General features: G+C 38.7%; 25 protein-coding genes and 4 pseudogenes. 12 read left to right on the top strand and 17 right to left on the bottom strand.

The genetic code is table 11. From position 1 onward, the window contains the following. The first annotated feature begins 221 nt into the window (after positions 1-221). The 3 genes from adh to ACPF7I_RS06125 all read left to right on the top strand — a co-directional run bounded on the left by adh (position 222) and on the right by ACPF7I_RS06125 (position 3,082). On the top strand, positions 222-1,742 hold the full coding sequence (gene adh / locus ACPF7I_RS06135; protein WP_430744261.1) for an aldehyde dehydrogenase: 1,521 nt from the start codon (positions 222-224) through the stop codon (positions 1,740-1,742). Between the two features lie 54 nt (positions 1,743-1,796). Next, a complete protein-coding gene (locus tag ACPF7I_RS06130; protein WP_043967048.1) occupies positions 1,797-2,144 on the top strand; it encodes a DUF779 domain-containing protein in 348 nt (115 codons plus the stop codon). 104 nt (positions 2,145-2,248) lie between these two features. Continuing rightward, positions 2,249-3,082, top strand: coding sequence for an MBL fold metallo-hydrolase (locus ACPF7I_RS06125; protein ID WP_219986578.1), 834 nt, complete (start codon positions 2,249-2,251; stop codon positions 3,080-3,082). 174 nt (positions 3,083-3,256) lie between these two features. On the opposite strand, the gene ACPF7I_RS06120 is transcribed toward ACPF7I_RS06125, so the two are convergent. Together ACPF7I_RS06120 and ACPF7I_RS06115 are read right to left on the bottom strand one after the other, a co-directional pair. Then, positions 3,257-3,646, bottom strand: a complete 390-nt coding sequence (locus tag ACPF7I_RS06120; RefSeq protein WP_430744262.1) for a type II toxin-antitoxin system death-on-curing family toxin — start codon at positions 3,644-3,646, stop codon at positions 3,257-3,259. Beyond that, positions 3,643-3,894: an AbrB/MazE/SpoVT family DNA-binding domain-containing protein gene (locus ACPF7I_RS06115; protein ID WP_003397476.1), complete on the bottom strand. Its 252-nt coding sequence runs from the start codon at positions 3,892-3,894 to the stop codon at positions 3,643-3,645. Before ACPF7I_RS06115 ends, ACPF7I_RS06120 begins: the two co-directional genes overlap by 4 nt. 159 nt (positions 3,895-4,053) lie before the next feature. Between ACPF7I_RS06115 and ACPF7I_RS06110 the strand changes: the two genes are divergently transcribed. Together ACPF7I_RS06110 and ACPF7I_RS06105 are read left to right on the top strand one after the other, a co-directional pair. Next, positions 4,054-5,028 carry a ParA family protein gene (locus ACPF7I_RS06110; protein WP_003397477.1) on the top strand — a complete coding sequence of 325 codons (975 nt, stop codon included), beginning with the start codon at positions 4,054-4,056 and terminating at the stop codon, positions 5,026-5,028. Beyond that, a complete protein-coding gene (locus tag ACPF7I_RS06105; protein WP_430744263.1) occupies positions 5,025-5,405 on the top strand; it encodes a hypothetical protein in 381 nt (126 codons plus the stop codon). The genes ACPF7I_RS06110 and ACPF7I_RS06105 overlap by 4 nt, the downstream gene beginning before the upstream one ends. Positions 5,406-5,430: 25 nt before the next feature. Here ACPF7I_RS06105 and ACPF7I_RS06100 read toward each other — a convergent pair. Next, positions 5,431-5,628 (bottom strand): annotated as a pseudogene (locus ACPF7I_RS06100) (TlpA family protein disulfide reductase); the annotation flags it as partial. 143 nt (positions 5,629-5,771) lie between these two features. Between ACPF7I_RS06100 and ACPF7I_RS06095 the strand changes: the two are divergent. Beyond that, positions 5,772-5,960: pseudogene (locus tag ACPF7I_RS06095) on the top strand (DDE-type integrase/transposase/recombinase); the annotation flags it as partial. Between the two features lie 13 nt (positions 5,961-5,973). On the opposite strand, the gene ACPF7I_RS06090 reads toward ACPF7I_RS06095, so the two are convergent. From ACPF7I_RS06090 to ACPF7I_RS06080, 3 genes are all read right to left on the bottom strand, one after another. Continuing rightward, complete coding sequence (locus tag ACPF7I_RS06090) at positions 5,974-6,684, bottom strand: OmpA family protein (protein WP_430745956.1); 711 nt, start codon at positions 6,682-6,684, stop codon at positions 5,974-5,976. A gap of 5 nt (positions 6,685-6,689) precedes the next feature. Beyond that, positions 6,690-8,660, bottom strand: coding sequence for a MotA/TolQ/ExbB proton channel family protein (locus ACPF7I_RS06085; RefSeq protein WP_430744264.1), 1,971 nt, complete (start codon positions 8,658-8,660; stop codon positions 6,690-6,692). A gap of 73 nt (positions 8,661-8,733) precedes the next feature. Beyond that, positions 8,734-10,113, bottom strand: coding sequence for an NYN domain-containing protein (locus ACPF7I_RS06080; RefSeq protein ID WP_430744265.1), 1,380 nt, complete (start codon positions 10,111-10,113; stop codon positions 8,734-8,736). Between the two features lie 419 nt (positions 10,114-10,532). Between ACPF7I_RS06080 and ACPF7I_RS06075 the strand changes: the two genes are divergently transcribed. Beyond that, the gene (locus ACPF7I_RS06075; protein WP_430744266.1) at positions 10,533-10,661 is read left to right on the top strand and encodes a hypothetical protein; all 129 of its coding nucleotides are present in this window, start codon (positions 10,533-10,535) and stop codon (positions 10,659-10,661) included. 25 nt (positions 10,662-10,686) lie between these two features. On the opposite strand, the gene ACPF7I_RS06070 is transcribed toward ACPF7I_RS06075, so the two are convergent. Together ACPF7I_RS06070 and ACPF7I_RS06065 are read right to left on the bottom strand one after the other, a co-directional pair. Next, complete coding sequence (locus ACPF7I_RS06070; protein WP_430745957.1) at positions 10,687-11,682, bottom strand: TlpA family protein disulfide reductase; 996 nt, start codon at positions 11,680-11,682, stop codon at positions 10,687-10,689. Positions 11,683-11,794: 112 nt separating this feature from the next. Then, positions 11,795-12,574: a GNAT family N-acetyltransferase gene (locus tag ACPF7I_RS06065; protein ID WP_430744267.1), complete on the bottom strand. Its 780-nt coding sequence runs from the start codon at positions 12,572-12,574 to the stop codon at positions 11,795-11,797. Positions 12,575-12,748: 174 nt separating this feature from the next. On the opposite strand from ACPF7I_RS06065, the gene ACPF7I_RS06060 reads away from it, so the two are divergent. Then, a complete protein-coding gene (locus ACPF7I_RS06060; protein ID WP_430744268.1) occupies positions 12,749-13,327 on the top strand; it encodes a Uma2 family endonuclease in 579 nt (192 codons plus the stop codon). 158 nt (positions 13,328-13,485) lie between these two features. On the opposite strand, the gene ACPF7I_RS06055 is transcribed toward ACPF7I_RS06060, so the two are convergent. Then, entirely contained in the window at positions 13,486-14,640 is a 1,155-nt protein-coding gene (locus ACPF7I_RS06055) for a conserved virulence factor C family protein (protein WP_430744269.1), read from the bottom strand. Between the two features lie 513 nt (positions 14,641-15,153). Between ACPF7I_RS06055 and ACPF7I_RS06050 the strand changes: the two genes are divergently transcribed. Beyond that, positions 15,154-15,450, top strand: a complete 297-nt coding sequence (locus tag ACPF7I_RS06050) for a hypothetical protein (RefSeq protein WP_003397484.1) — start codon at positions 15,154-15,156, stop codon at positions 15,448-15,450. 3 nt (positions 15,451-15,453) lie between these two features. After that, positions 15,454-15,786, top strand: a complete 333-nt coding sequence (locus ACPF7I_RS06045) for a type II toxin-antitoxin system VapC family toxin (RefSeq protein ID WP_430744270.1) — start codon at positions 15,454-15,456, stop codon at positions 15,784-15,786. Here the strand turns inward: ACPF7I_RS06045 and ACPF7I_RS06040 are convergent. Next, entirely contained in the window at positions 15,697-16,203 is a 507-nt protein-coding gene (locus ACPF7I_RS06040) for a HipA domain-containing protein (RefSeq protein WP_430744271.1), read from the bottom strand. The genes ACPF7I_RS06045 and ACPF7I_RS06040 overlap by 90 nt on opposite strands. A 300-nt stretch (positions 16,204-16,503) precedes the next feature. Here ACPF7I_RS06040 and ACPF7I_RS06035 point away from each other — a divergent pair. Continuing rightward, positions 16,504-16,975 (top strand): annotated as a pseudogene (locus ACPF7I_RS06035) (DUF6444 domain-containing protein); the annotation flags it as partial. Positions 16,976-17,045: 70 nt separating this feature from the next. Here ACPF7I_RS06035 and ACPF7I_RS06030 read toward each other — a convergent pair. From ACPF7I_RS06030 to ACPF7I_RS06010, 5 genes are all read right to left on the bottom strand, one after another. Beyond that, positions 17,046-17,444 (bottom strand): gamma-glutamylcyclotransferase family protein, encoded by a 399-nt coding sequence (locus ACPF7I_RS06030; RefSeq protein ID WP_430744272.1) that lies wholly within the window; start codon positions 17,442-17,444, stop codon positions 17,046-17,048. A 165-nt stretch (positions 17,445-17,609) separates the two neighbouring features. Then, positions 17,610-18,368: a 5-oxoprolinase subunit PxpA gene (gene pxpA, locus ACPF7I_RS06025; RefSeq protein ID WP_430744273.1), complete on the bottom strand. Its 759-nt coding sequence runs from the start codon at positions 18,366-18,368 to the stop codon at positions 17,610-17,612. 2 nt (positions 18,369-18,370) lie between these two features. Next, positions 18,371-19,375 (bottom strand): biotin-dependent carboxyltransferase family protein, encoded by a 1,005-nt coding sequence (locus tag ACPF7I_RS06020; protein WP_430744274.1) that lies wholly within the window; start codon positions 19,373-19,375, stop codon positions 18,371-18,373. Next, positions 19,353-20,099 (bottom strand): 5-oxoprolinase subunit PxpB, encoded by a 747-nt coding sequence (gene pxpB / locus ACPF7I_RS06015; protein ID WP_430745958.1) that lies wholly within the window; start codon positions 20,097-20,099, stop codon positions 19,353-19,355. The genes ACPF7I_RS06020 and pxpB overlap by 23 nt, the downstream gene beginning before the upstream one ends. Positions 20,100-20,390: 291 nt before the next feature. After that, a complete protein-coding gene (locus tag ACPF7I_RS06010) occupies positions 20,391-20,846 on the bottom strand; it encodes a GNAT family N-acetyltransferase (protein WP_430744275.1) in 456 nt (151 codons plus the stop codon). A 128-nt stretch (positions 20,847-20,974) separates the two neighbouring features. On the opposite strand from ACPF7I_RS06010, the pseudogene ACPF7I_RS06005 reads away from it, so the two are divergent. After that, positions 20,975-21,127: pseudogene (locus ACPF7I_RS06005) on the top strand (DUF86 domain-containing protein); the annotation flags it as partial. Between the two features lie 256 nt (positions 21,128-21,383). Here the strand turns inward: ACPF7I_RS06005 and ACPF7I_RS06000 are convergent. After that, the gene (locus ACPF7I_RS06000; protein WP_431019233.1) at positions 21,384-21,848 is read right to left on the bottom strand and encodes an NUDIX hydrolase; all 465 of its coding nucleotides are present in this window, start codon (positions 21,846-21,848) and stop codon (positions 21,384-21,386) included. A gap of 148 nt (positions 21,849-21,996) precedes the next feature. After that, the gene (locus ACPF7I_RS05995; protein WP_430744276.1) at positions 21,997-24,120 is read right to left on the bottom strand and encodes a Piwi domain-containing protein; all 2,124 of its coding nucleotides are present in this window, start codon (positions 24,118-24,120) and stop codon (positions 21,997-21,999) included. Positions 24,121-24,170: the final 50 nt, after the last annotated feature.

The following is a 24,170-nucleotide window of genomic DNA, read 5'->3' as shown; positions in this document are numbered from 1 at the left end:
TTTTATTACAAAAAACGTTACTTAATTCATATTCGTTGACATTCCATTTACTGTAGATTGAATTAAAATAGAAAATATTGGATATAACCAACTTTTTTAATGAAACGTCTCTAACGTTTCCCCAACAAACATATCATATTTCACCAAATCGACACATATTTTTTATATCAGACTTGGTCACTTATTTTTATTTGAAAACGGATACAAAAGGAGGAGTTTACATGATTTACGCCCAACCGGGACAACCTGGTTCACTCATTACATTCAAAAAGAGATATGAAAATTTCATCGGTGGGGAATGGGTCCCACCAATAGATGGGGAATATTTTGAAAACATTTCACCTGTTACTGGACAAGTATATTGCGAGGTCCCTCGTTCAAAAGCTGCCGATATTGAATTGGCACTCGATGCAGCTCATGCAGCGAAAGAAGCATGGGGACGTACATCTGTTGCTGAACGGGCACGCCTGCTCAATAAAATCGCAGACCGAATGGAAGAAAACTTAGACATGCTTGCCGTGGCGGAAACGTGGGAAAATGGAAAGCCGATTCGTGAAACACGTGCGGCTGACATTCCTCTAGCTATTGATCATTTCCGCTATTTTGCCGGCTGCATTCGCGCTGAGGAAGGCACGTTGGCAGAACTTGACGCGGATACCGTCGCTTATCATTTTAAAGAGCCGCTCGGCGTTGTCGGACAAATTATTCCATGGAATTTCCCAATTTTAATGGCGGCTTGGAAACTCGCACCTGCTTTAGCTGCTGGCAACTGCGTTGTACTAAAGCCAGCTGAACAAACACCGACATCGATTCTCGTGCTGATCGAACTCATTCAAGATTTACTACCAAAAGGCGTTGTGAACGTCGTCAATGGATTTGGTCTTGAAGCTGGCAAACCGCTCGCTTCTAACCCACGTATCGCAAAAGTTGCCTTTACCGGCGAAACGACGACGGGACGTCTCATTATGCAGTATGCATCTCAAAACTTAATTCCGGTCACACTTGAACTTGGGGGAAAATCACCAAACATTTTCTTCGCCGATGTCGCTGCGAAAGATGACGAATTTTTTGATAAAGCGCTTGAAGGATTTACAATGTTCGCTCTAAACCAAGGAGAAGTTTGTACATGCCCTTCGCGTGCATTAATCGAAGAATCAATTTACGATGTATTTATGGAACGGGCATTAGAGCGAGTCAAACAAATTAAACAAGGCAATCCGCTCGATACGAGCACAATGATCGGTGCTCAAGCCTCGTCCGAACAGCTAGAAAAAATTTTGTCATACATTGACATCGGTAAACAAGAAGGAGCTGAACTTCTCATCGGCGGCGAACGCAACATGTTAGAAGGGGATTTACAAGGCGGTTACTATGTGAAGCCAACCGTCTTTAAGGGACATAATCGGATGCGTATTTTCCAAGAAGAAATTTTCGGTCCCGTTGTGTCTGTCACAACATTTAAGAATCAAGATGAAGCGTTATCGATTGCCAATGACACATTATACGGACTTGGTGCCGGAATATGGACGCGCGATATGAATACCGCATACCGATTTGGTCGCGGCATTCAAGCTGGACGCGTTTGGACGAATTGTTATCACGCTTATCCGGCTCATGCAGCGTTTGGTGGATATAAAATGTCAGGAATCGGTCGTGAAACGCACAAAATGATGCTCGAACATTATCAACAAACGAAAAACTTACTTGTTAGCTATTCACCGAAAAAACTTGGATTTTTCTAATCGTTGAGGCAGCGTCTCGAGAGCGCTGCCTTTTTTGAAAGGAGCTGATTGCGCATGCAACCGAAAGTAGTAGCGACCGAAGCAGCGCTACAACTTATCGAAAAATTAAAAGAAACATACGGTCCGCTTATGTTTCATCAATCTGGTGGTTGTTGTGATGGAAGCTCACCGATGTGTTATCCACAAGGGGAGTTTATGATCGGACAGTCCGACGTGTGGCTTGGCGAAATCGGAGGATGCCCATTTTATATGCACGCTGCTCAATACGAATATTGGAAACATACGCAACTAATTATTGATGTTGTACCTGGCCGCGGTGGCATGTTTTCACTTGAAGGGCGCGAAGGCGTACGTTTTTTAACAAGATCAAAAGTGTTTGATTCACATGATGAGCTGCTTTAAGGCAGCTCATTTTGTATGTATGACATCATTTTTTACGGGAGTGCGGAAATAATGAATGAATATTCATTATTGTTTGATATAATGAAACAAAGGGGGCACTTCGCATGTTAGTAAAGAAAAAATTCGAACAAGAAACTGTTTCTGGGGTACATATCGCAAAAGGCACTCTAACATTTCAAGGGGTACGATTGACGGTACATTGTTTTTCTACCGACGGGGTATTGATTGATACAGGAGCAGCATCCTTAGCAAATGAATTTGCTCATTTTTTCAAATCATTAGATATCGATCAAGTAATGATTACCCACTTTCATGAAGACCATACAGGTTGTGCAGCATTTTTACAAAACGAACGACAACTGCCGATTTATATGAATGAGCTCATGATTGATTATTGTCGGAAACAAGCAGATTATCCGATATATCGCAAGTTTTTTTGGGGAACCCGCCCTCCTTTTCAAGCCAAGCCGATTGAAAACATGTTTTCTACACGCCATGCGACATGGGACGTGATTCATACGCCAGGTCATGCGGTTGACCACCTCGCATTTCTGAATCGCGAAACAGGACAACTTTTTACAGGGGACTTATATTGTCTCGAAAAAACAAAAGTCATCTTGCGCGAAGAAAGCATTTCTACTTTGATTGACTCATTAAAAAAAGTATTAACGTACGATTTTAGAGAAATGTTTTGCGCCCACGCAGGCTATGTAAAAGATGGGCGCACTGCTCTACAACGAAAGCTTCACTATCTGCAAGAGCTTCAAGGAAAAATTATTGATTTGTACGAAAAAGGAGCGACATTGAAACAAATACAATCTATCCTTTTTCCAAAGAAATATCCAATTACCTTCCTTTCCCTAGGTGAATGGAGTTCATTTCACATTGTCCGTTCGGTTATTGAAGAGCATCATATGAAAAAGATTAGCGAACGGTAACGACAACTGTTCGCTAAATTACTTCGTTCTAATCGCTAGCGTCGTTGTTTGTGGAATTTTTTCTTTTATCTGCTTTAACGTGGCAACGATGAGGAAGATGACAATCACTATTGAACTACCGCTAGCCTAAAGGCATAGGGGTTTTACGCCCACTCCTTATAAAAAATGCCAAAACTAAAACTCAATCGTGTACTCTTTAATTGTAGCGACAATTTGGTTAAAAGAATAGCAATGGTTCACTACATTGACGACAAATTCGATTGCTTCATCTTGCGGCATCACAAAACGATAACCGTTGTATTTCAAAAATTGAATAAGAGCGACAAAAGCTGTTCGTTTGTTCGCGTTATAAAAACAATGGTTTTTTGCCAAAGACTCGAACAATGCGGCTGCTTTTTCAAAAATAGTAGGGTAAGCATCTTCGCCAAACACACTTTGTTGTGGACGATACACAGCAGATTCCAATAATGATTGTTCTTTCACACCTTTCATTTCGCAAGGTGAATATTTTTCAATAATGAAGAAGTTCATCGCAATGATTTCTTCCACTGTTACATATCTCACCGATCGACAAGCCCCTTAATCGTTTCGTCGTACTCTTTGAGCGTCTCATCTAACACATCAAAAAAGTCTCTCGAAATGCCTTTTGGCAAGTTCACTTTGTTACTTTTTTTTATCACAATTTGATTGCCTTCAAGCTCCATCTGTATTTCATCCCCTTGGTGAATATCAAGTTTTTGTAGAAATTCACTAGGAAAAGTAATTCCTAGTGAGTTTCCTATTTTTAATACTTTTCGTTCTACATGTAGCATGCGTTTCACCTCTTTGTTATTACTGTTATAACGATTATAACATAAAACACTATGTCAAGTAAGTCACCTTCTAACAATTCCTGTGCAAATAATCTGTCATATCTTTTCATCTTTTCTCATACAAATAAACCGTCCTATATACAACAGGAGGCGATCATCATGGAGCGACATGCAAAAGTTATTAGTGTTATCAACTGGAAAGGTGGAGTGGGAAAGACAACTGTTACTCATCATTTAGCAACAGGACTGCAGCATTTATCATCTGATGAGTTAGAGCTATTTGGCCTTGAACAGTCTCAACCGAAAGTGTTATTGGTAGATGCGGATGCACAATGTAATCTCTCCATTTCATGTTTGACACCAGAGCGTTTTGAACAGTTAGCCTATCAAGAAACGCCTCCAATCGGTACGTTGAAAGATTTAATTGAGCACTACTTAAAAAACGAGTACCCTCAAGTAGATGTAAATGATTTTATTTTAAAAGCGTGCGTGCGCAAGAAGAGTAAGGATGTATATGAACATATTGATTTACTTCCAGCACATGCTGAGCTCATTCATACAGACATGGATATTGCCGTTTACTCACGGCCGCATTTTAAAGACCATTTATTCGGTTCGGACATTTATAAATTTCAAATGCTCCATCATATTTTAAACGTAGTGAAACATGAGTATGATTTTATTTTTATTGATTGTCCACCAAATTTAAATTACATTACACAAAATGCACTGTATGCGAGCGATTATTATTTAATCCCGGCTATTCCTGATCGTCTGTCTTCATACGGCATCTCATCCATCAAAAGTAAAGTAGATGAATTAAATGAAAGGTTCCAATCTAGTTCAAAAGAATATAGCGATACAAAACTCATCGGAATCGTCCTCAATTTCATTCGTGAATACGGAAATCAGCCAAAACAAACACAGGAAAATATGATCAATACATTAAAACGTACGCTTTCATCTGACATGATATTTAACAGTTATTTACCATACGGTGATGCGATCACGCGAGCATCAATGCTCAGTTATCCCGTATTTGCCGTTGAAAACAGCCAGGCGAAACAGGGTGATTGTGTGAAAAAAATTACGCTTGAATTTTTAAACCGGATTGGTGGAGGAATTGTCGTATGAACGTAAAAACAGTAACACATATGCTCGAAAAAATTCTCGCTATTTTAAAACATTACGAACATTGTACCGTCGATGAAATGTTAGAGGATCTCTCTGCAAAGTTACAAAACCAGACGTTAACAAAACAATCCACAAACGAAACGGACTATGCAAACGTCATAAAAAAAATGAAGAACATGAATAAAGAGGAAGCAACAACGTTTTTAATGTCTTTTAAAAAAGAACAACTCTTGCACATCGGAGCACAAATGAATATCAAGTTACAAAAAAGAGAAACAAAACAACTATTGATTGAATCGATTATAACTCATTGCAGCTTTGCTGGATTATATAAACAAATGGCAAATCGAAAGAAACAAATGAGTGAACAGACATAAGAGCTACCCTGTTCACTCAACAATCTCATTCAGACAAAATCATTCGTTTCATCGTATGATACGAGAGGGGACCGACATGTTTGCTGCGAATAACTCCCTTCTCGTCAATCACATACGAAGTCGGGATTGTAATAACTTGATACATTTTTCCAACTGTTCCTTGCTCATCAAGCACGATGTCGAACGTCACTCCTTTTTCATGAACAGTATTGTCAAAGGTTTTGAAGGGATACCTTAATTTTTTATTGATTTTACGGTGTAAATGACAAAAAAGCTTGTCACCCCGTTGTTTGCGGTATGATTGAGGTAACCCAACACACACACAACTACCCAAACAAAGGAGTAACAAGCTTGCTACCCCAATAGGATCTGTCCCTTGTCGTGGATGGCAATCTGATCTGCTTGTTGGCACGGCATGCGATTCCCTTTGGTGTTCATCAAGTCATTGGATTGACCAATGAGGATCAAGTGTCGGAAGAGTCTCGACCACTCAAACAGATCACCGGGGGATTCAAAGACAACTATCACCCAACTCATGTTTTCGGTGTGGGAGACATCAAAATCGTCTTTATTTAAGATTAACATCACTCTTTAATCGAAATTTAAACTCCACACGGCGAGAATTGTTACGATCAACCGTTTGGTTTTTTGAATATTTCAGGTCGCTAAAAGAGCGTCCATTCGCTGTTATTTGCCTCTTCACTTTTTCTTTGTATGGAAAAGAACCGAATTCATCACTTAGGATGTATTTCACCACACTAAATGCCCTCTTCTGTGAAAGTTCAAGATTGTACATGTATGAACCCACATCGTCTGTATGTCCTTCGACAACAATCTCTGCAATGTGATCCCCATAGTCTTTGTATAAAATGTTGAAGTAGATTGGAATAAATACTTTTAATTGTTTTTTGAACTCAGGTTTTATTTGATCACTGTTTGTATCAAAAAGTAAGTCGTCTTGAAACTTAATTGCACCTGTTTTCGAATCGATGTCAATTTTTAAGTTGTTTTTCTGAAACTCCTGTTTTAATCCTGCAACAATTTCTTTTCGAATACCTCGGTAATACTCAATCTCTTTTTCCTGCTGCTGAATGATCTTTGCTGCTTGCTGTATTTCCTTTTCTTTCTTCTCTGCATCTTCTTTCGCGTTAACAATAATAGCCATTAAAAAAAGCAACAACACAAGCAAAATTGTGGATAGCAAATCGGTAAAAGATGGCCAAAAGTCATTATCAAGAGATTGACCGGAAATCAATCTTTTATACTTATCGCTCGTCATTTTCTTCACTCATCCTTACTACGAACAAGATAGCTTTCCGTTAAGATTGTTGAAAAATTCTCCATTTGCTTATTCAACTTTTCAATGGACTGATACAAAGCTTGTGTAGAAAAAATTTGTGCTTCACGATTAATCTCCGATTCACTTATGAGCGAATTCATTTGTTGACTAATAATTCGATTTGTTACTTCTACATAACGCTCAAAGTTCCTTAAACTATCCTTTATTGCTTCCCCGAGACTACTATCTAGCTTCTTAATCATAGATTCTAATTTCATCACCGATGAGCCGATGAAATCTTCAATCGCATTTTTCACCTCGTGTGACTGTTTACTACCACTCTCTATATAAACCTTGAGTTCTTTTGTTATTCCTTCGACAAAAGCAATTAATTGTTCTGATACTTGTCGACTATTACTGTCAAATTCAACATACACATTTTTGGTTTCTGTGAAGAGTTGGTGTAATCTATTCGTATATTCAGATAAATGAGTAGCATAATCAGAAAATGACTGAACATAAGATAAAAACTGACCGTTATATTCATGCTGTTTGCTAAATCTCTCTTCCATATCTTTCGCCAACTGTGAATAAAAACTGTAATATTCAATCTGGGTACTATTGATAGAGTGAAGCTGGTCAACTAATTCGTCAAATAGTTGTTGTATATGTCCAATATCAGCTTTCAGCGTTTTAGACAACAGTGAGATATTTTCAAAAACACCAGACTCGAAAGCATCTTTTAATGTGTTCGTTGAGTACTGGATATTTTGAATATATTGCTCACTTTGAGCCTGAAAGACTCTGTATAAGTCAAGGAGACGATTTTGCTCGTTCATTACAAAAGTATAAAAGTTTGATTGCTTTTCATAAATATGTTGAAGCTTTTCTGTGTATTTTTGGAAATAAGAGTTTAAATCATTTTTTAATTCCATTTGCACATCATATAAATTCTGAAAATTCTCGTCATGTTTGGCGAAATAAGAATTTATTTCTTCTTTCAACTTATGAATTGTTCTTACAACTTCAACGAAGGACTCGTGCATGTGGAGCATTTGTTTCTGATGGTTCTCAGAAAAGTCCCTATGTTCTTTTTGCATATTGGCCATAAATTCCACTGAGTCTGTTGTCAATTTATTTTGTTTTTCTAAAACTGTATGTATACTTTCTAGCTGGTTATTTAGCGCACTCATATGTCGGTTGTAATTATTAGTGAAATTTTCCATATCACCAAACAAATGAGAAAGTTTATCTATATTTTGGTTCAAGCCTTCATTGAATCTATTCAAGTTAGAAGTTGATACCTCCAATACTTGGGAAAACTGATAAACATGAAAAAACGAACGGTTCATATCAACAATTGCACCTTTTACTTCTTGCAAAGCTTCAATAACACGTAAATCTATCGTTTTTTGATTTTGAGCACTTAAGTAGTTCTCAATCTTCAACATTACTTGAACTAACAACTGTTCTCCGTTATGAAACTTAGTATAAACATTTACGAAAATAGAGAAAATAATACCCGCAATACTTGTATAAAAGGCTGTATGTGCTCCATCAAGTACATTGATCAATGACTCACCCATTTTGGTGGAGTCTGTGTCTATTCCTTTTAGAGCGAATACAAGTCCTATAAATGTACCTAACACACCTACTAAAATACATATAGAACTAGCTGTTTGAACCAATTTCAATCTTTGCACAAGTTTCAATTTATTACCAAACTTATCAGACAAATAAAAACTAGATATATACGCCTCTAAAAAATTCTGGATATTCAAATCATTTTCTGTGGCACTTTTCTCTTTATCATAGAGTTGCTTAACAGTGCCAATGAATGAATTATTCTGCTCACTTCCATCCAGATCTTCGTCTACTTGCTGTAAGAACGTATACACACTTTCATTCAGGTAAACTGCAATAATCGCGATTATTGAGAGTATGCCTAAAGTAAATATAGTAATAATGTTGATCATAAACTTCCCTCTCTCTTCATTTCTATAAAATCATTTTCTTTTGTTCGCAGAACTTATCATCTTGTTTATATTCCTATAAATCTATACAGTCCCAATACTCAGTAATATAACAATGTTCAGTTGCAAAGTCCTCTGTTATTCTTCTTGATGTATCATCTGGATGAACAGAAATAATCTTTACGTCCTTTTGGGCATGTTTATATTTGAGCAGCACATCATAAAAGTGATCATCCCCAGAGAGAAGCAAAATACTGTCTAACTGATAGAACTTTTCGAGCATTTTCTGAATAAGTTTGTAATCGTCTACGTCACGTTCTTGACCGTCAATAATTTCCTTAGCTTTATCTCTCCCATTCTTGACCTCTAATACCTCAAATCCCGCTTGCTCGAGATCATCCTTCAACACCATTAGTTGTAACTGTACAAACTCTGTTTTTTTCTCATCTTCATAGACCGGCAAAAAGAGCGATGCATACTGTCCTCTAATTTTCCCTTGAGCAGATACTCCATAAAGTTTTGTAAATAATGCGTGATAGTTAATTTTCAAGTGGTGAATCCCCTTGTAAATATTGGCTACGTCTAGAAACACCCCTATTTTCTCTCGCTTTGAACTACTTTCCTCACCAAAGTAAAATCTAAAAACTTCTTCAAAACTGTTAAAAGCTACCCCATCCTTCAGACGATTGTACAATCTGAAAAAAGGTTGCTGGTGATGGTATATATTTATACTACCGTTAGGGCAGTGCAGATAGTAATAAGAAAAAAATGAGGTAATCAGCTTGGAAAAAGCTCTCAAATTTTGCTGTAATAATAATGGTTGAGAACCATGTCGATTATATGAAAGCAATTCGTAACCAATAAACAACACAATCCTACCATTTTCATCAAATAGAAAATCATCGAAGCTAATACCTTCAACATCCATCGAAAAACTTCCTTCTGTAATGACAGAAAAAAACTGAATGAGTTGTCTGACCCAGCAATCATTATTCCCCATATGAAAGACATGAGAATAATCTATAGAAGAATTTCTACCATTTTGATAAATCATTATTGGAATATAGCATTTCGTTCCCATTACCTTCATCCTGTCTATGTGCTTTCTGACATTATGTACGTATCTCTCTATCTCTTCTCTATTTTTAAAATAGTGACACACTTTATCCAAGTTTTCGATTTGGGCCGACATTCTTTTCAGGCCATAATCATCATCTAATTGCGATATAAGTCGTTCCATCGCTTCTTTAGGATAGAAAAAACTATTATTTACGTAATACTCAAATAATTGATCAACAGATAAGTACTCATAGTTGGGCAACGCAAAAAAATTCGACTTCTTACCACACACCATATAAGCTTTTCGATGTATACTCATCGCATAGTAGCAAGTAGCTGTAACAGAATTATGAATCATCTTCTTTAAAGAAGGGAGAATCACCAGTTTCTCACTCATCCGTATCAGTTGTCCTCCTTTAGACGAAACAAAATACTCGTTTACTTCTCAGATCATTCTCACTTGCAAGATATCTCTTTAAACCATTGCCAATTCAAGTATATATAAAAACTATATCAAACATTTCGTAAATAATTTGTTGAATATTGTCGAATAGAATTAAAAAATATTTCATAGCTGTAGGTAAGTAGTCCTCATAATAATCACTATAAAAAACAAAGTCTTGTGCCACATGAAGCATTTTTTAACAACATGAATAGGGATATTTTGCTTCGCTACACAAATGAACCCGATGAAACTGTACCTTTTCCCCGCTTGAAGAAGAAAAAGCCACGCAGAAAGATCAAGGATGGACTCGACCATATTGCATACATAAGTGATCCTCTTTTTAAAAACAACTCCTTCATATCGGAGCACAAATGAATATCGAGTTACAAAAAAGAGAAACAAAACAACTATTGATTGAATCGATTATAACTCATTGCAGCTTTGCTGGATTATATAAACAAATGGCAAATCGAAAGAAACAAATGAGTGAACAGACATAAGAGCTACCCTGTTCACTCAACAATCTCATTCAGACAAAATCATTCGTTTCATCGTATGATACGAGAGGGGACCGACATGTTTGCTGCGAATAACTCCCTTCTCGTCAATCACATACGAAGTCGGGATTGTAATAACTTGATACATTTTTCCAACTGTTCCTTGCTCATCAAGCACGATGTCGAACGTCACTCCTTTTTCATGAACGAACGTTTCGACGGCGTCCCGACTTTTCTCTTTATTCGTCAAGTTGACAGCTACAATCGCAACATGTTGTCCATATTGTTCGTGAAATCGTTGCATCTCCGGCATTTCTGCACGACACGGCGGACACCATGATGCCCAAAAGTTCAAAACCACTTTCTTCCCTTGCAAGTGGGACAATCGTACGCTTTCTCCTTCTAATGTGGTTAATTCAAAATCCGGAGCGATCTCCCCAACATGAACCCCGATGTCCATTTTCGATTGTTGTAAAGTTGATTTTTTTCCTTCCTTATCCATATTCGACATAACTGGTGTGAATATAAAGATAAAAATGTGAAACAAAACAAGCAATTGCCCTAGCTTCTTCACTGTTTTTGTGCGTGAAGAGATGATGAAAAAAATAATAGCTACAGCAGCTTGTAACCAAATGAAACGATGTTCCGAAAATTCCTTTCCCTTCACCGCTATAAATACCACCCAGTATCCAAAATATACAGGAACAGCGGCCCGGGTATAAACATCGAACGAAATGCGTTGTTTTTTTAATTGTCGGTATGTATACACGACGATAAATATTCCAGCTAACATCAGTCCAACGACGCCCCCATCGAAATAAAGGAGCGTTAACGGATTTTGTAACACCGCGTTCGGACGCACAATACCATAGCTTAATTTCCATATGACCAAGCCGTATATGAAGCTGTTAAAAATAACATCCATCACATTTCGTTCCGCTTTCAAAACAAAGACACCGTAATAAAACAAGACGTAAGTCATAAGCAAACTAGCGATAAGTAACAAGTTTTCTCCTTGAAGAATCACATTTTTCCTCCCTATGACGATGATTTCCCTCTTTTCCATTATACATGAATACAACAATGAAAAAACGCGGAGGCCATCAACTCCACGTTTTTCTTCACATATCGGAAAATCACCCATACATCGTCCACATGCCGATATCGGAAAAGCCGAGTCTTTTGTAGATGCGTCCTGCACTCGGATTATCGTAAAATAGACATAGCGTTTTGCCTGAGTGAATATAATCCCGAATGACACGTTTCATGATTTCGCTTGCATACCCTTTTTGACGATAATCCGGATGCGTGCAAACACCGACAACCATTGCAGATAACGTATTCTCCGCTGTTGTCGAGACAGACGACACCATGCGACCGTCCTCCTCGATATAATACGTACGACCGGTGTTCGTTTCCAACGATTGAATAAGCATATCCCGCGATGAAGGGAGCACCGAAAACTCAGCAATTTGTCTGCGCAATTCAAGTATTCGATCGACATCATCAACCGTTGCTTGTTTTATTTCATAGCGGCTTTCCGTTTCTGCAAATGTAATTTCGTTACATTCACAAAAATACGTGACGCGTTTTTTTCCAAGTGGTAAGAGATGTTCAAACGTTGCAACAAGCTCCGTTTTGCCGGAAAGTCGAACAGACTGGGTATTATTTCCTATAATTTTAACAAATCCATCTACATCAAACTCACCCGAAGCATATGGAATATACGAGTCATAAAATCGCAATAACACAGCTCGCAATGCACCGTCCTCATCAAATTCACCCCATAGCTCTTGAAACTCCTGCTCATATCCAAACGCTTCAATATCACCAATAATAAAAAGATTAAGTGACGGCTCTTGCTTTAAAAAAGAAAATACAACATGATGATCTACCTGGCTCAATTTACGAATCATATCCATCTCTCCTTTCGTAAAATATTCATATTACTATAACAAACATACACACAAAATTTTATCGAAATATGTCAAAAATAAAAAAAGATGAGGCTAGATCTATTCTTGCCACATACAAACCGTACGTTCTCATTGTGATATAATGTAGAAAAAACAAAGAAGGGATTGAGGGCGATGGAAAAAGTACAATCCGGGCGTCTGTATTCGTATAAAGATATTCAACAGTGGGAAGGGAATTGGGAGCTAATTGACGGTATTCCTTATTTGCTTGCATCACCTTCGTATGTCCATCAATATGTTGTTGGTGAACTGCATCTCGCCTTAGCTCCTTACTTCAAAGTACGGGGATGCTACCTCATCTTATCTCCATTTGACGTGCAATTTGATACAGCTAAAAATGAAGAAGAAGCACAAACAGTTGTGCAGCCAGATTTATTCGTTATTTGCAACGTAAATCAATTGAAGAAAAACCGGGTACAAGGTGCACCCGATCTCGTAATCGAAGTGTTATCCGCTAGCACTGGATTGAAAGATCGAAATCAAAAGTACTATTTATATGAGACAAATGGTGTGAAAGAGTATTGGATGGTCGACCCGAGCAATCAGACGATTGAAGTCGTCGGCTCAGAAGACGGGCGGTTTCAAAAACGAGCAGTATTCGGCCCGAAAGATGTGTTAACGTCTTTTTTGTATCCAGATTTAGCAATTTCGCTTGGTTCCATCTTGCATATGGATGATGTAGAGCAATTATAAAGCCGGTTTGGAAACCCTAGCCGGCTTTTCATTTTCCCACATTTAGTCGCCTCACAATTTCCGTCTGTGCACGTGCTACCTTCTTCCGCCAACAATTGAATTGTAGCGATGTGGATTATTTTTCACGTGGCGGAGAATTTCATGGCATTCATTAATAATTACTGCCCTGGCGCATTTGCGTCATATTCCCCTCTTTTTCTCCCCTCCGTCATTTGTTTCCAAACGGATCCTTTCGCTTCTTCCCCACTTTCGATTCGCTCGATGGCCATTTTTACTTGCATGCTTATTTCAAATTCTGGATCGTTTTCGGCTGCTTTTAACGCAGGCAAGACAGAGTCATCGCCGTTTTCGTATAAAAACATCGCAGCGCGCCAGCGAACGAGCTTGCTTGCATCTTTTAGCGCTTCGACCATCACAGGGATGGCCTCCACGTCCCCAATGTCAGACAAACAGTCACCAGCTGTACGACGCACAGAAACAGCTGGATCTTTTAATGCTTCATACAAATATGGTAGCACACTTTTTCCGCCAATCATTCCTAAATAGGCAGTCGCTAAGCGACGAATCGCCACTTTCTCGTCTTTTAACGCCTTTGCCAATACGGGCAAGTCGTTTTCCGTCGGCTCTGCCATTTGCTCTAACGCTGCATACCGTTTCGTCCAATCTGGGTCATCCAGCATTTGTTCCGTCACTTGAACACTTGTTCGTTTTTGCGTTTTCCCCTGCTCTCCTTTTTTAAACATGTGTACGAACCGTTCGAGTCGTTCTGGAGGATAAGCGGCAGACAACTCCTCTACGACTTCGGCACCGATTTCTTCAAACGTCCCGTATCGAACGCCCTTTTCGACCCATTTTCGCTCCATGACAATATTCCCTGCATGTTTTTGCGCCTCTAACACCGCATCGACAAACGGTTGGGGCAACCCAACTCGTCTCTCTTCATGACCGTTCGTTAACTTCACTTGCATCGGTAAGCCATAAAGCATTTGCACATACACTTTCACTTCGCCAAAATGATCGTTGCGTACGGGTTCATTGTCTTGGAGCTTATCCACCTGTTCACCAAACACTTCGCGCACTTTTGTTAAAATCGGTTTCCAATCATATTTCGCATGCCGTTCGACAGCTAAAAAATCAGCGACGTGGTAAATGCCTTTCACACCTTCGATTTGCAGCAATTGCTGGATGATATTAGGGGCATGTGCCGCTTGCTCAGGTTTATAGTTATAACTTGTTCCAAATGGAAGCTCTTCATCGAGCAACACTTTCATTGTATTAGGACTTGGCGTCGGCTCAATCGATTGAATTTTCATTCGTTTCTCTCCTATCTTCTACAAAAAAAATACCTCGTAACTCCATTAAAAAGGAAGGAACAAAGAAAAGCAAAAGTTTCGCTTAATGAATCAAAAAATAACCACCTCTACGAATCGAAGGAAGTCATTTAATTTAAAAATAAAATAACACGCGCATTCCTATCCACGAATATGCGAATTTCTTTTATGAGTGTTAAAAGAGGGAATACGATTCAGCTGCTGACATGTACAAACAAACATCATATAATTGGACATAGAAGGACGGTAACAAGATGGAACAAATTCTTTTTAATCCTAAACCTAATGCTCCTTTCACTCATCTGAAAAGGCAGGGAAACGCTGTTGATGCGGGGCGATAAAACTTTGAAAATAGAAAAATCATTTATCTGGCTCTTTGAGAATGTTCGTATATATGCTCAACTAGCACCACGGGTATTTTAAAAGGTATAATCGATATGACTTCCTGAAACATGATATAATGTGTATAAAACCTCAACCAAGGTGGGGATGCAAATGAGAACTAACAAAAAAAGGAACCGTGGCGCATATCATATAACAACTGGAACGGCAAAACGCCCAATTTTAAAGAGAATAGTGCGTCAAAACCGTCATTATTACCGAATTGGAGCATCTGTCCTAACAGAAGAGCAAATGAAGGAGGTCATTCAAGTGCGACCTGAAAAGAAGAAGCTAACCAAGGAAGAAAAGAAAGCGTTACACAAACGTCTGGCTGGTAGTACGAAGTTATTTAGCAAAGAAGGCGTGTTGGAATCACTAAGAATTGCAAATAGAGAAGAGTGGGAGGATTGAGCATTGTCAACCAAAGTACTAATCGATACAAATATATACGCAGCACATGAAATGGGTTACCCTGATGCAGTGGAGTTCATTGAACAGCTGATTGAAGATGAGGCAGAGATTATTATGACTACCTTCATTGAGATGGAAATCATGTCTCATTTCGAAATCGAAACAGATCCTGATATAAGAGAAAATAGAAAAGGATATATTCAAATGGCTGATCAAATCTATGACGTCACTAGAGAAGATATGGAGCTAGCAGCTGACATAAGAAGAAAAGCGAGAGCGGACAGTACACGCAAAAAGAGTATTAAAGCACCAGATGCTCTTGTTGCCTTCTTTTAGTTGATGGCCTAACGATGCCCCATTATCATACACCGGGGCAAGTTGATAACTTGATTCCTCTACAATAACTCCCCAATTATCGCAATGTCGATCTTGGTTAGCAATAAATGCATCAAATACAGGAATTTGAACAAATGCTCTGTCAAGTTCAAAGGGAGATAGTACTTTTATTATATTCAAAAAATCGTAATACTTTAAGCTATATCGATCAAAATCTTCAGCAACCGTAAAAAATAGGTCACCGCCCTCGTAAAACTCTACATTAGCAGCAACGAAATTTTCCAGTAAACAACCTGTTAAACCATTATAACTTGCTAAATACGCCTTCATTGTGTTAATCCCTATGAACTCTCCTATTTTTGAGGCAACAACTTCTGCCCAAGCTTCTCCGGTATTTTCTTTAGGAATTTTGAACAAACATCGTTTCTAGTTATGTGGACTAACTAACCAAAACTTTTGTCTCGTTCCGGATGCTTGCCTTTTATCATCTTTTTCCCAATGACTAACGTCTAGTATATTCACAAACACCATTCCTTATTTGTTAGTTCAGCGGCTAAAGAAATGATAGAATAGCAATATTCTTACCATTTCCCCTGAACTTCTTCTGTCAAATCGAATATTTTGGCAATTTCGGCAACGCTCAGAATTTCCTGTTTTTTTCTTCATACACCTTCTTTTACTCCTTCCCCCAATCAGGGGGCGTGACAGGCACCGCATCTGGTCGTAAAAATCGAGCGTCAAGCGCAAACCATTGAAAAACTCATCAAAGAAAACGAACAGTTAAGACAAGAAAACGAGCAACTACGTCAAGAAAATCAAAAATTGAAAGCACGTATTGCAGAATTAGAAGCCCGTACGAAAAAAAAACAGTACCAATAGCCATTTCCCGCCGTCCTCTGATTGGTTTGTGGCGAAATCTCCTTCTCGCCAAACGTCGGGGAAACAGCCGGGAGGACAGCCGGGGCATCGAGGAACGACGCTCCGCCAAGTACCCAACCCTAACCACCGAGTCCTTCATCGCGTGACGGAATGCAAAGGATGTGGTCACTCGTTAGAACATGTCGCTCCGCTTCAAGTAGACATTCGCCAAGTGTTCGACCTCCCAGTGGTTCGAATGGAAATCGCTCAACATGAGCGGGAGGTAAAGAGTTGTCCAGAATGTCATCTTGTCCAACAGGCGGAGTTCCCTTTAAATCCCTTTTTTAAACTGATAAAACGTGAATACATACATGTTTTCTCGTAAGACATGTGCGGCTTTTTTATAAACCACGCTCATATGACTGCTTGTATGCTCTCCACGAAGTGCCTATTCGTGGTAAATGTCTCGCCCGTTCGCTTGAGTATACGTACACAAATCCTGCCTTTTTTCCATCTACATCTGTCACAAATACTCGCTCATAATCATTACGTTTTCCCTCCCCATAATATCCTTCAAGCCGATCCATCGCCTGTAGTCCTTTTTCGTTTACCGTCAACCATTCGCCTTCTACTGGAGGGGCAGATGAATCGAGCACTAAAGCTGGATACAAGTCGGCAACGCTATGAAGCCAACCGCATACAGCACCTGTTTCTATATGTGTGACGTACGGTGCAACAACATGATGATTTTGCTCTCCTTGAAGCAATGTCCCGTACACAAACACTTGAAATAACGTCACGTTTTCTCCTCCTAACATTCGACGATATTATAAATATATCCCTTTCCTTTTTCATGCACATGACCATAAAAAACTTACCATCTTCACTGTTGACAAGATAATCGACGTAACAGCGTACACAATGATCTGAAACAAAGGAAGGAGTGGAAAACTCGTTACCTCGATTTAAAATAAAGATTTAATGACAATGCCTTCTTTTTTTAACGCTTCAAAAATTTTTTTAGCAAATGTTAACGCGTGTACCCCATCACCGTGAATACAAATCGTATCTGCCTTGATTTCCACATCAGTTCCTTGTTGTGACCGCACTTTTCCTTCATTCACCATTCGAATCACTTGCTGTATAGCTTCTTGTTCGTCATGAATTAAGGCGTTAGGTTTATGTCGTGGTGTTAACGAACCATCCTGCTCATATGTCCGATCAGCAAACACTTCATTTGCTGTTTTTAAGCCTATACGATCTCCCGCCTTAATTAGTTCACTTCCTGCTAATCCAAACAATACTAATGATGGATCAATGTCATACACTGCTTTTGCGATCGCTTCTGAAAGTGCACAGTCTTTTGCAGCCATGTTGTACAAAGCTCCGTGCGGTTTCACATGTTGCATCTTTCCACCAGCAGCCTTTACAAAACCATATAACGCCCCCACTTGATAAACGACGAGATCATACACTTCTTCCGGAGTAATTGCCATATTTCTTCTTCCAAATCCAATTAAATCAGGCAACCCCGGGTGTGCACCAATACTCACCCCCTTTTCAAGCGCCAATTGAACCGTCTTTCGCATCGTAGATGGATCTCCCGCATGAAACCCGCAAGCAATATTTGCTGATGTCACGTAATTCAAAATCTCTTCATCGTTTCCCATTCGATATACTCCAAAACTTTCTCCCATATCACAATTGAGATCGATGCGGTACATCTTTATCCTCCCATTTTCGACATCATTACTTTTTCGCATTGCTTCATGCTAAGCTCATGTTGAATATATAATCGTTGCGCTTCCTCAAATGAAATGTCGTGAAATACAATCTGCTCTCCTGGTTTGGTTTGTGCTAAAATGGGTAAATCAACGGCAATGACTTGCGCGATTTTCGGATACCCTCCTGTCGTTTGACGATCTGCCATTAATATAATTGGCTTTCCTTCATTCGGCACTTGAATTGTGCCGAACGTAACCGCTTCCGAAACCATTTCTGCTGAATGTTTTCTTTGAAGCAAAGGTCCTTCTAAACGATAACCCATTCGATTCGATTGAGGGGTGACTTTATATGGTTGAGTGAAAAAACGTTTTTGGCTTTGTGTCGTAAAATGGGCAAATTGTGCCCCTTGAATGACGCGAATCGTTTTTGGAGATTTATAAAAATATGCACGAAACTGAAATGAAATTCCCCAACTCATCGTTATAAAAGGAAGAGATGTTTTTTTCTTATGTAATCGCAACAGCTCAAAATTTCGCCTCGATTCTCGAAGTAAAAGCACATCGTCTTTTTGTAACGCTCTTCCTTGAAAACCACCGATACGTGCAAGTAAATACGTTGATTGACTGTTCATTATCTTAGGAATATGAAAACCTCCAGACACAGCTAAATATGCTCGACATCCTGCACGACAATGACCGATCGTAAGTATACTCCCCTGTTTAACGAAAACAGGGCGCCATAGTGGCACTTCTTGCCCATCGATGCTCGCTTCAAACTCCCCGCCACATATCGCAACTAATGCATCTTCCTCAAAAGCAAGCGTTGGACCAATGAATGTCATCTCGAGCGTGCCTTCGGATTCCTCATTTCCGACAAGAATGTTAGCGATACGATGCGCAAATTGATCCATAGCGCCGCCCACAGTGACGCCATCCTTTTGAAAACCGAATCGACCTAAATCTTGAACCGTCGTTAGTAAACCACTACGAATCACACGAATACTCATTGTTCTCCTCCTGAAGCTGCTTATATTCTTCCCGCGTTATCGGTTGAAAGCGAACGCGATCCCCAACTTGTAATAAACTCGGTTGAGGATGCAGTGGACGGAATAATTGGATCGGTGTTCTCCCGATTAATTGCCATCCTCCTGGACTGTCAATCGGATATATTCCCGTTTGTACACTAGCAATGCCCACAGAACCTGCAGGAACACGCAATCGCGGAGAATGTTTCCGCGGCGTAGCAATTTTTTCTGACATACCACCTAAATAAGCAAATCCCGGCGCAAATCCAATCATGTATACAAAGTAATGACCTCTCGCATGAATATCGATCACTTCTTCGGGTGTCAATTGATTTTTTCTAGCTACTTCTTCTAAATCCGGTCCAAATTCCCCGCCGTAACAAACAGGAATTACGACTTCATTTCCGTGAGAAATGTTGACAGACCCTAACGATGAAAGAATATTTTTTAATACAGTACAAATTCTTTCAAAAGGGAGAACCTCTATACCTGCTTTCCGATTTGTATTTTTAGCAACCTGCACCGGGTCATAATAGACGGTAATAGTCGTATAGGCAGGAACAATCTCAATAATTTCTTTCACACGATGTTCCATAAAATAGGTAAAAACTTGGCGAACTTGTTGATGAATGTCGTAATTAATTTGGTCGCCAAACTTAATAATTAGCGCATTCTCACTAAGCGGTATAAACTCATAATTCAACATTTTTCCCCCGCCAAAACGAAGTGCTTTTGAAATTTGTTTTGCTTCGTGCTTTGTTTTAGAATGAATTGTTCTAATCGAAAGCAACAATACTTCATCTTGCTGTAGCCTTTCTGAAGTACGTTACTAAAGACCTTAGAAACTATGCTTGATTCCAATGCTCCTTCAACATATTGTGTCATTCATTCGTGAATCATCTCGTCTCTAACATCTTCAGGAATGATCCCATCTTGAAGGAAAACGAGGATCGATTCCATATGCTTAACTTTGAGCGTGACAGGCATGACGAGAAAGTTAATAAGGGGATTGGCGAACTTTTTGCATGAAACGCTCTGGATCATCAAGCGGTTCAAAGCCGTATTTGCTATATAATGAATGTGCATCTTTAGTAGCTAACATGAACCGCCGAACACCTTGTAGCTCATGATGATTCGTAATGATACTCACTAACCATTTAGATAAGCCTAATTTACGATAACTTGGCAATATAAACACATCGGAAAGGTAAGCATACGTCGCTAAATCCGTAATCACCCTTGCAAATCCAACTTGCTCCCCAACTCTGTTACTGATGTCACCTTTATACACCCCAAAACATAAAGGTGTGTTTTCGATTGATTTTATGACAACTTCTTTCGGAATTCCTTTTGACCAATAGGCTTCTTGACTCAAAAAACGATGGATGGTATCTACATCTAAATATTTCTTGTTAGTAGAAATAAAAAACCCTTCATTTACCCACGTATTCATCGCCCACCCTCCTATAAAATCTTAATTTTTAGTTAATATAGAATATTATAACATTTAAAACTCGGACAACCTAGCTGCTTAAAGGTATTTCACGAGAATTCATTCTTTAGAGAAAAGCTATGGAACGATCGAAAAACGGGAAGAGGAAGAGAATGGTCGGATTTCGCAATATCGCCGTGCATGACTACCAAGAACTGAACTTGACGATTTTACAAAAAATACTCGACAACCATTTAACAGACTTCACGGAGTTTACGAAAGCAATTGTTGAGCAAAAATAGGCGGTGTGAGCGTACACCGCCTAACTACTTATTCTAGAACTTGCGACGGATGACACTTCAGGAAAAGAAAATTTTCAACACGCGCCACATGCTTTTAAAGTTTGATATATTTATTGCAAGTTTCTCTTTGATTTTCAGCCGTTGGCACCGTCGTCGCCGATACAAATCTTTGGAGAGTGTTAGTCAAGGATGAATCCAAACCCACCATCCTCTTGAAATACCTTAAAGTTGATATATTGTAGATAAAGAAGTTCGGTTATCCCCCAATCCTTCCTAACGTTCGAAATGGTGAAACTTCCCATGCTTCATATGGTACTAAACAATTACATTTCATTGCATCCTGTACTCGTGAAGCGATATGAGGTCTCGTTATATATTTTGAAATGTTTTTACTATTTAGCAGAAAAAAATTTGCCTCCTTTATTTCCTGAGGCTGAATGTCCAATTCACCTTCTTCATACTTCGCACGAAATACAACAACTAATATATGATCCGTAGCATTGTAATATACTCCCGTTACTCCTAGTGGTACTATTTTTAATCCTGTTTCTTCATATACTTCCCTTACTAATGCATGATGCAAAGATTCCCCTTCTTCTACTTGTCCACCAGGAAGTTCCCATGTATCGGAACGGTAATGTGTTTTTACAAGCAATACTTCCCCATGGTCATTTACAATATAACCAGAGACAGCCACTAAGTGCTTCGGTACAATCCTCATGTTCTTCTCATCCTTCATTGATTTAAATTTAGACATACATGCAGCTAACTCATTTGTTTTCATGTATTTAGCAAACTTCACTTTTATAAAAAATATACAAACTTCAAATAAAATCAACCAACCGTATAAAACAATGAATACTTATCCCTCACACAAACGGCAACGCCTGTTCATGGACTGAACGTGGGTGGATCAACCCTCGATTATGAAAGGTTGAACTTAAATCAGCATAATGAACAGTGACTGGTAAACGTGTTTTCAGGATAGAATGGATGTGCATAAATGATAGCTTATATGCATCTGAAACGACATCGTGAATAGACAAACATTGCGTCTTTTGAACAATCTTTACAGCTTGCGCCATTCCTACAGATTCTCTTGGATCAGTCGCACATAAATAAGCCATTCTTTCTTTCGCATAACATAATCCTTGCACAGTAAACCAACGTCCGTTTGTGTATACAGCCATTCTTCTTCGCGGTCTTTTAATAATTTCAATGAAATCAAATGGGATTTGAAATGACTGCATATACCGTGTTAAATGATCTAAATCTTCTCGACATACGCCATCGCGGTGAAATGTAATATGGGCTGGCTTCATTCCATACACTTTCTCGTAGCTAAATATACTCTCATCTATAATTTCTTCCATTGTACGATTGGCAATCGTTTCACCAGCTTCAGCAGTCATGATTGATCTTTGTTTAATCATTCGCCCGTCTTTTCCGATCACTTGAATAATCCCAGAAGCATGTTTTCCATGTTCATGACTGACATCTAAACCGATAAAGCAATCTGAATTCATCTCATCTGACAAAATCCACGGCTGAACTCCCGATTTTGCGTAAATTCCTAGTAGCACATTATATTGATAGTACAAATTTTTTACAACTGACGAATCAAATATAACAAACTGTGTCATTATATCTGCTTTCGCACCAAATTCTCGTTTAATTGCCATATATGCTCGATCGATATTTTCTTCCGTTCCAATGACAATAACAGTCCCATCGAACGCATCTGCGATCGACTTCAGTTCGAACGAAAGACGCTCACTTTTGAAAAAATCGACAGGCAATACTCCAAATAACTGACGCGGTTTTTTCGAGACATTTAACTTTACACCTAGCTTTTCAGATAGACGTTGTAATTTCTTTGTAAAATCCAATATTTCATCTTTCTTCCTTGGATCGTAATTTAATTCTGGATCAACAAAATAGCTAACGGTGATACTCTTCGGCTCATAAACACCCGCTTGACCTAAACCATCAGACACTTTCGTTGTTTTATAATTTCGACCAAATTCCATCAACGGTGGGGAGAGATTAAAAATATCATAATTAAGATTTGCCGACCGAACGTTTTCTTTTCGGAAAGTCAACATGTTCTGATATTGCAACAAACGAAATATCTCTTGATAAAGTTTCGGCATTTTCTCATTCGGAGGCAACTTGATGATACGATTTACTTGCTGCGCGGTTGATGGCATCAATTGTTCATACGAACAAGTAAGACGTAATAAATGAGGTAAGTATGGAAAAATATCACCGGTTTGTGATCTAACATGCACAATAGGTGTCTTATTATGAACACCTTTTAATTTCCATGTTTCATTTTTTGTTATGTAATAATCTATCACACTTTGTTGTAAATATGGACTCTTTTCTCCAGCAGTATACGGGGCCACCTCAACAAAAGTATAGTAGTACGATTTTTTATTATACGAATCAACGACTTCCACCCCTTCTTTGATCAGTGGAGATCGATCGCGAAGTAAGTCTTCTAATGTTTTTTTATATTCAAAACGATGTTGATATTCAAAGCCGATCAATATATTTCCGTTCTCTTCAACTGTAAAAGATAAGTAAATAGCCGGGTGAACAATAATTTCGTTCATTTCAATCGATTGTTCGGTTTTCAAACAAAACAAATCTTTGTAAATTTTATATTCATTTTTGCATCGTTCTATTAACTCTTGTTTCAATAACCTTTCAAATACCGTTCTTTCTGCGGCATTGGAACATTCGATTGCTCGGTACTCATGTTTAATATATTTATGATCACCCCAATGAACGATCTCTTGAAACGATGCAATATATTGGCCGTGAGCAGCAATGGTCACATTGGGATTCCTCTTTCTTAACTCATAAACAATGTGATGGGCAAACGAGTATTTTTGGTTCGGGTTTAATAAAGACACGGTATAAATATGAAGTGGAATGTTACTTGCGTTTTCGTTTGCGATACACTCGGTTATATAGTATTGATTCATCTAGACAATCACCCCTTATGATGAATAGTCATCCGTGCATTGATTCGTTG

The sequence above is a fragment of the Anoxybacillus dikiliensis genome (assembly GCF_050613275.1).
In the GTDB taxonomy this organism is placed as follows: domain Bacteria; phylum Bacillota; class Bacilli; order Bacillales; family Anoxybacillaceae; genus Anoxybacillus.
This window is presented reverse-complemented; position numbering and strand designations above follow the sequence as displayed.

Excerpts from the sequence above, each read along its gene's own strand:
- adh (WP_430744261.1), top strand. The coding sequence starts at position 222 with ATGATTTACGCCCAACCGGGACAACCTGGTTCACTCATTACATTCAAA.
- ACPF7I_RS06130 (WP_043967048.1), top strand. The coding sequence starts at position 1,797 with ATGCAACCGAAAGTAGTAGCGACCGAAGCAGCGCTACAACTTATCGAA.
- ACPF7I_RS06125 (WP_219986578.1), top strand. The coding sequence starts at position 2,249 with ATGTTAGTAAAGAAAAAATTCGAACAAGAAACTGTTTCTGGGGTACAT.
- ACPF7I_RS06115 (WP_003397476.1), bottom strand. The coding sequence starts at position 3,894 with ATGCTACATGTAGAACGAAAAGTATTAAAAATAGGAAACTCACTAGGA.
- ACPF7I_RS06110 (WP_003397477.1), top strand. The coding sequence starts at position 4,054 with ATGGAGCGACATGCAAAAGTTATTAGTGTTATCAACTGGAAAGGTGGA.
- ACPF7I_RS06105 (WP_430744263.1), top strand. The coding sequence starts at position 5,025 with ATGAACGTAAAAACAGTAACACATATGCTCGAAAAAATTCTCGCTATT.
- ACPF7I_RS06090 (WP_430745956.1), bottom strand. The coding sequence starts at position 6,684 with ATGACGAGCGATAAGTATAAAAGATTGATTTCCGGTCAATCTCTTGAT.
- ACPF7I_RS06085 (WP_430744264.1), bottom strand. The coding sequence starts at position 8,660 with ATGATCAACATTATTACTATATTTACTTTAGGCATACTCTCAATAATC.
- ACPF7I_RS06080 (WP_430744265.1), bottom strand. The coding sequence starts at position 10,113 with ATGAGTGAGAAACTGGTGATTCTCCCTTCTTTAAAGAAGATGATTCAT.
- ACPF7I_RS06075 (WP_430744266.1), top strand. The coding sequence starts at position 10,533 with ATGAATATCGAGTTACAAAAAAGAGAAACAAAACAACTATTGATTGAA.
- ACPF7I_RS06065 (WP_430744267.1), bottom strand. The coding sequence starts at position 12,574 with ATGATTCGTAAATTGAGCCAGGTAGATCATCATGTTGTATTTTCTTTT.
- ACPF7I_RS06060 (WP_430744268.1), top strand. The coding sequence starts at position 12,749 with ATGGAAAAAGTACAATCCGGGCGTCTGTATTCGTATAAAGATATTCAA.
- ACPF7I_RS06055 (WP_430744269.1), bottom strand. The coding sequence starts at position 14,640 with ATGAAAATTCAATCGATTGAGCCGACGCCAAGTCCTAATACAATGAAA.
- ACPF7I_RS06050 (WP_003397484.1), top strand. The coding sequence starts at position 15,154 with ATGAGAACTAACAAAAAAAGGAACCGTGGCGCATATCATATAACAACT.
- pxpA (WP_430744273.1), bottom strand. The coding sequence starts at position 18,368 with ATGTACCGCATCGATCTCAATTGTGATATGGGAGAAAGTTTTGGAGTA.
- ACPF7I_RS06020 (WP_430744274.1), bottom strand. The coding sequence starts at position 19,375 with ATGAGTATTCGTGTGATTCGTAGTGGTTTACTAACGACGGTTCAAGAT.
- pxpB (WP_430745958.1), bottom strand. The coding sequence starts at position 20,099 with ATGTTGAATTATGAGTTTATACCGCTTAGTGAGAATGCGCTAATTATT.
- ACPF7I_RS06010 (WP_430744275.1), bottom strand. The coding sequence starts at position 20,846 with ATGAATACGTGGGTAAATGAAGGGTTTTTTATTTCTACTAACAAGAAA.
- ACPF7I_RS06000 (WP_431019233.1), bottom strand. The coding sequence starts at position 21,848 with ATGAGGATTGTACCGAAGCACTTAGTGGCTGTCTCTGGTTATATTGTA.
- ACPF7I_RS05995 (WP_430744276.1), bottom strand. The coding sequence starts at position 24,120 with ATGAATCAATACTATATAACCGAGTGTATCGCAAACGAAAACGCAAGT.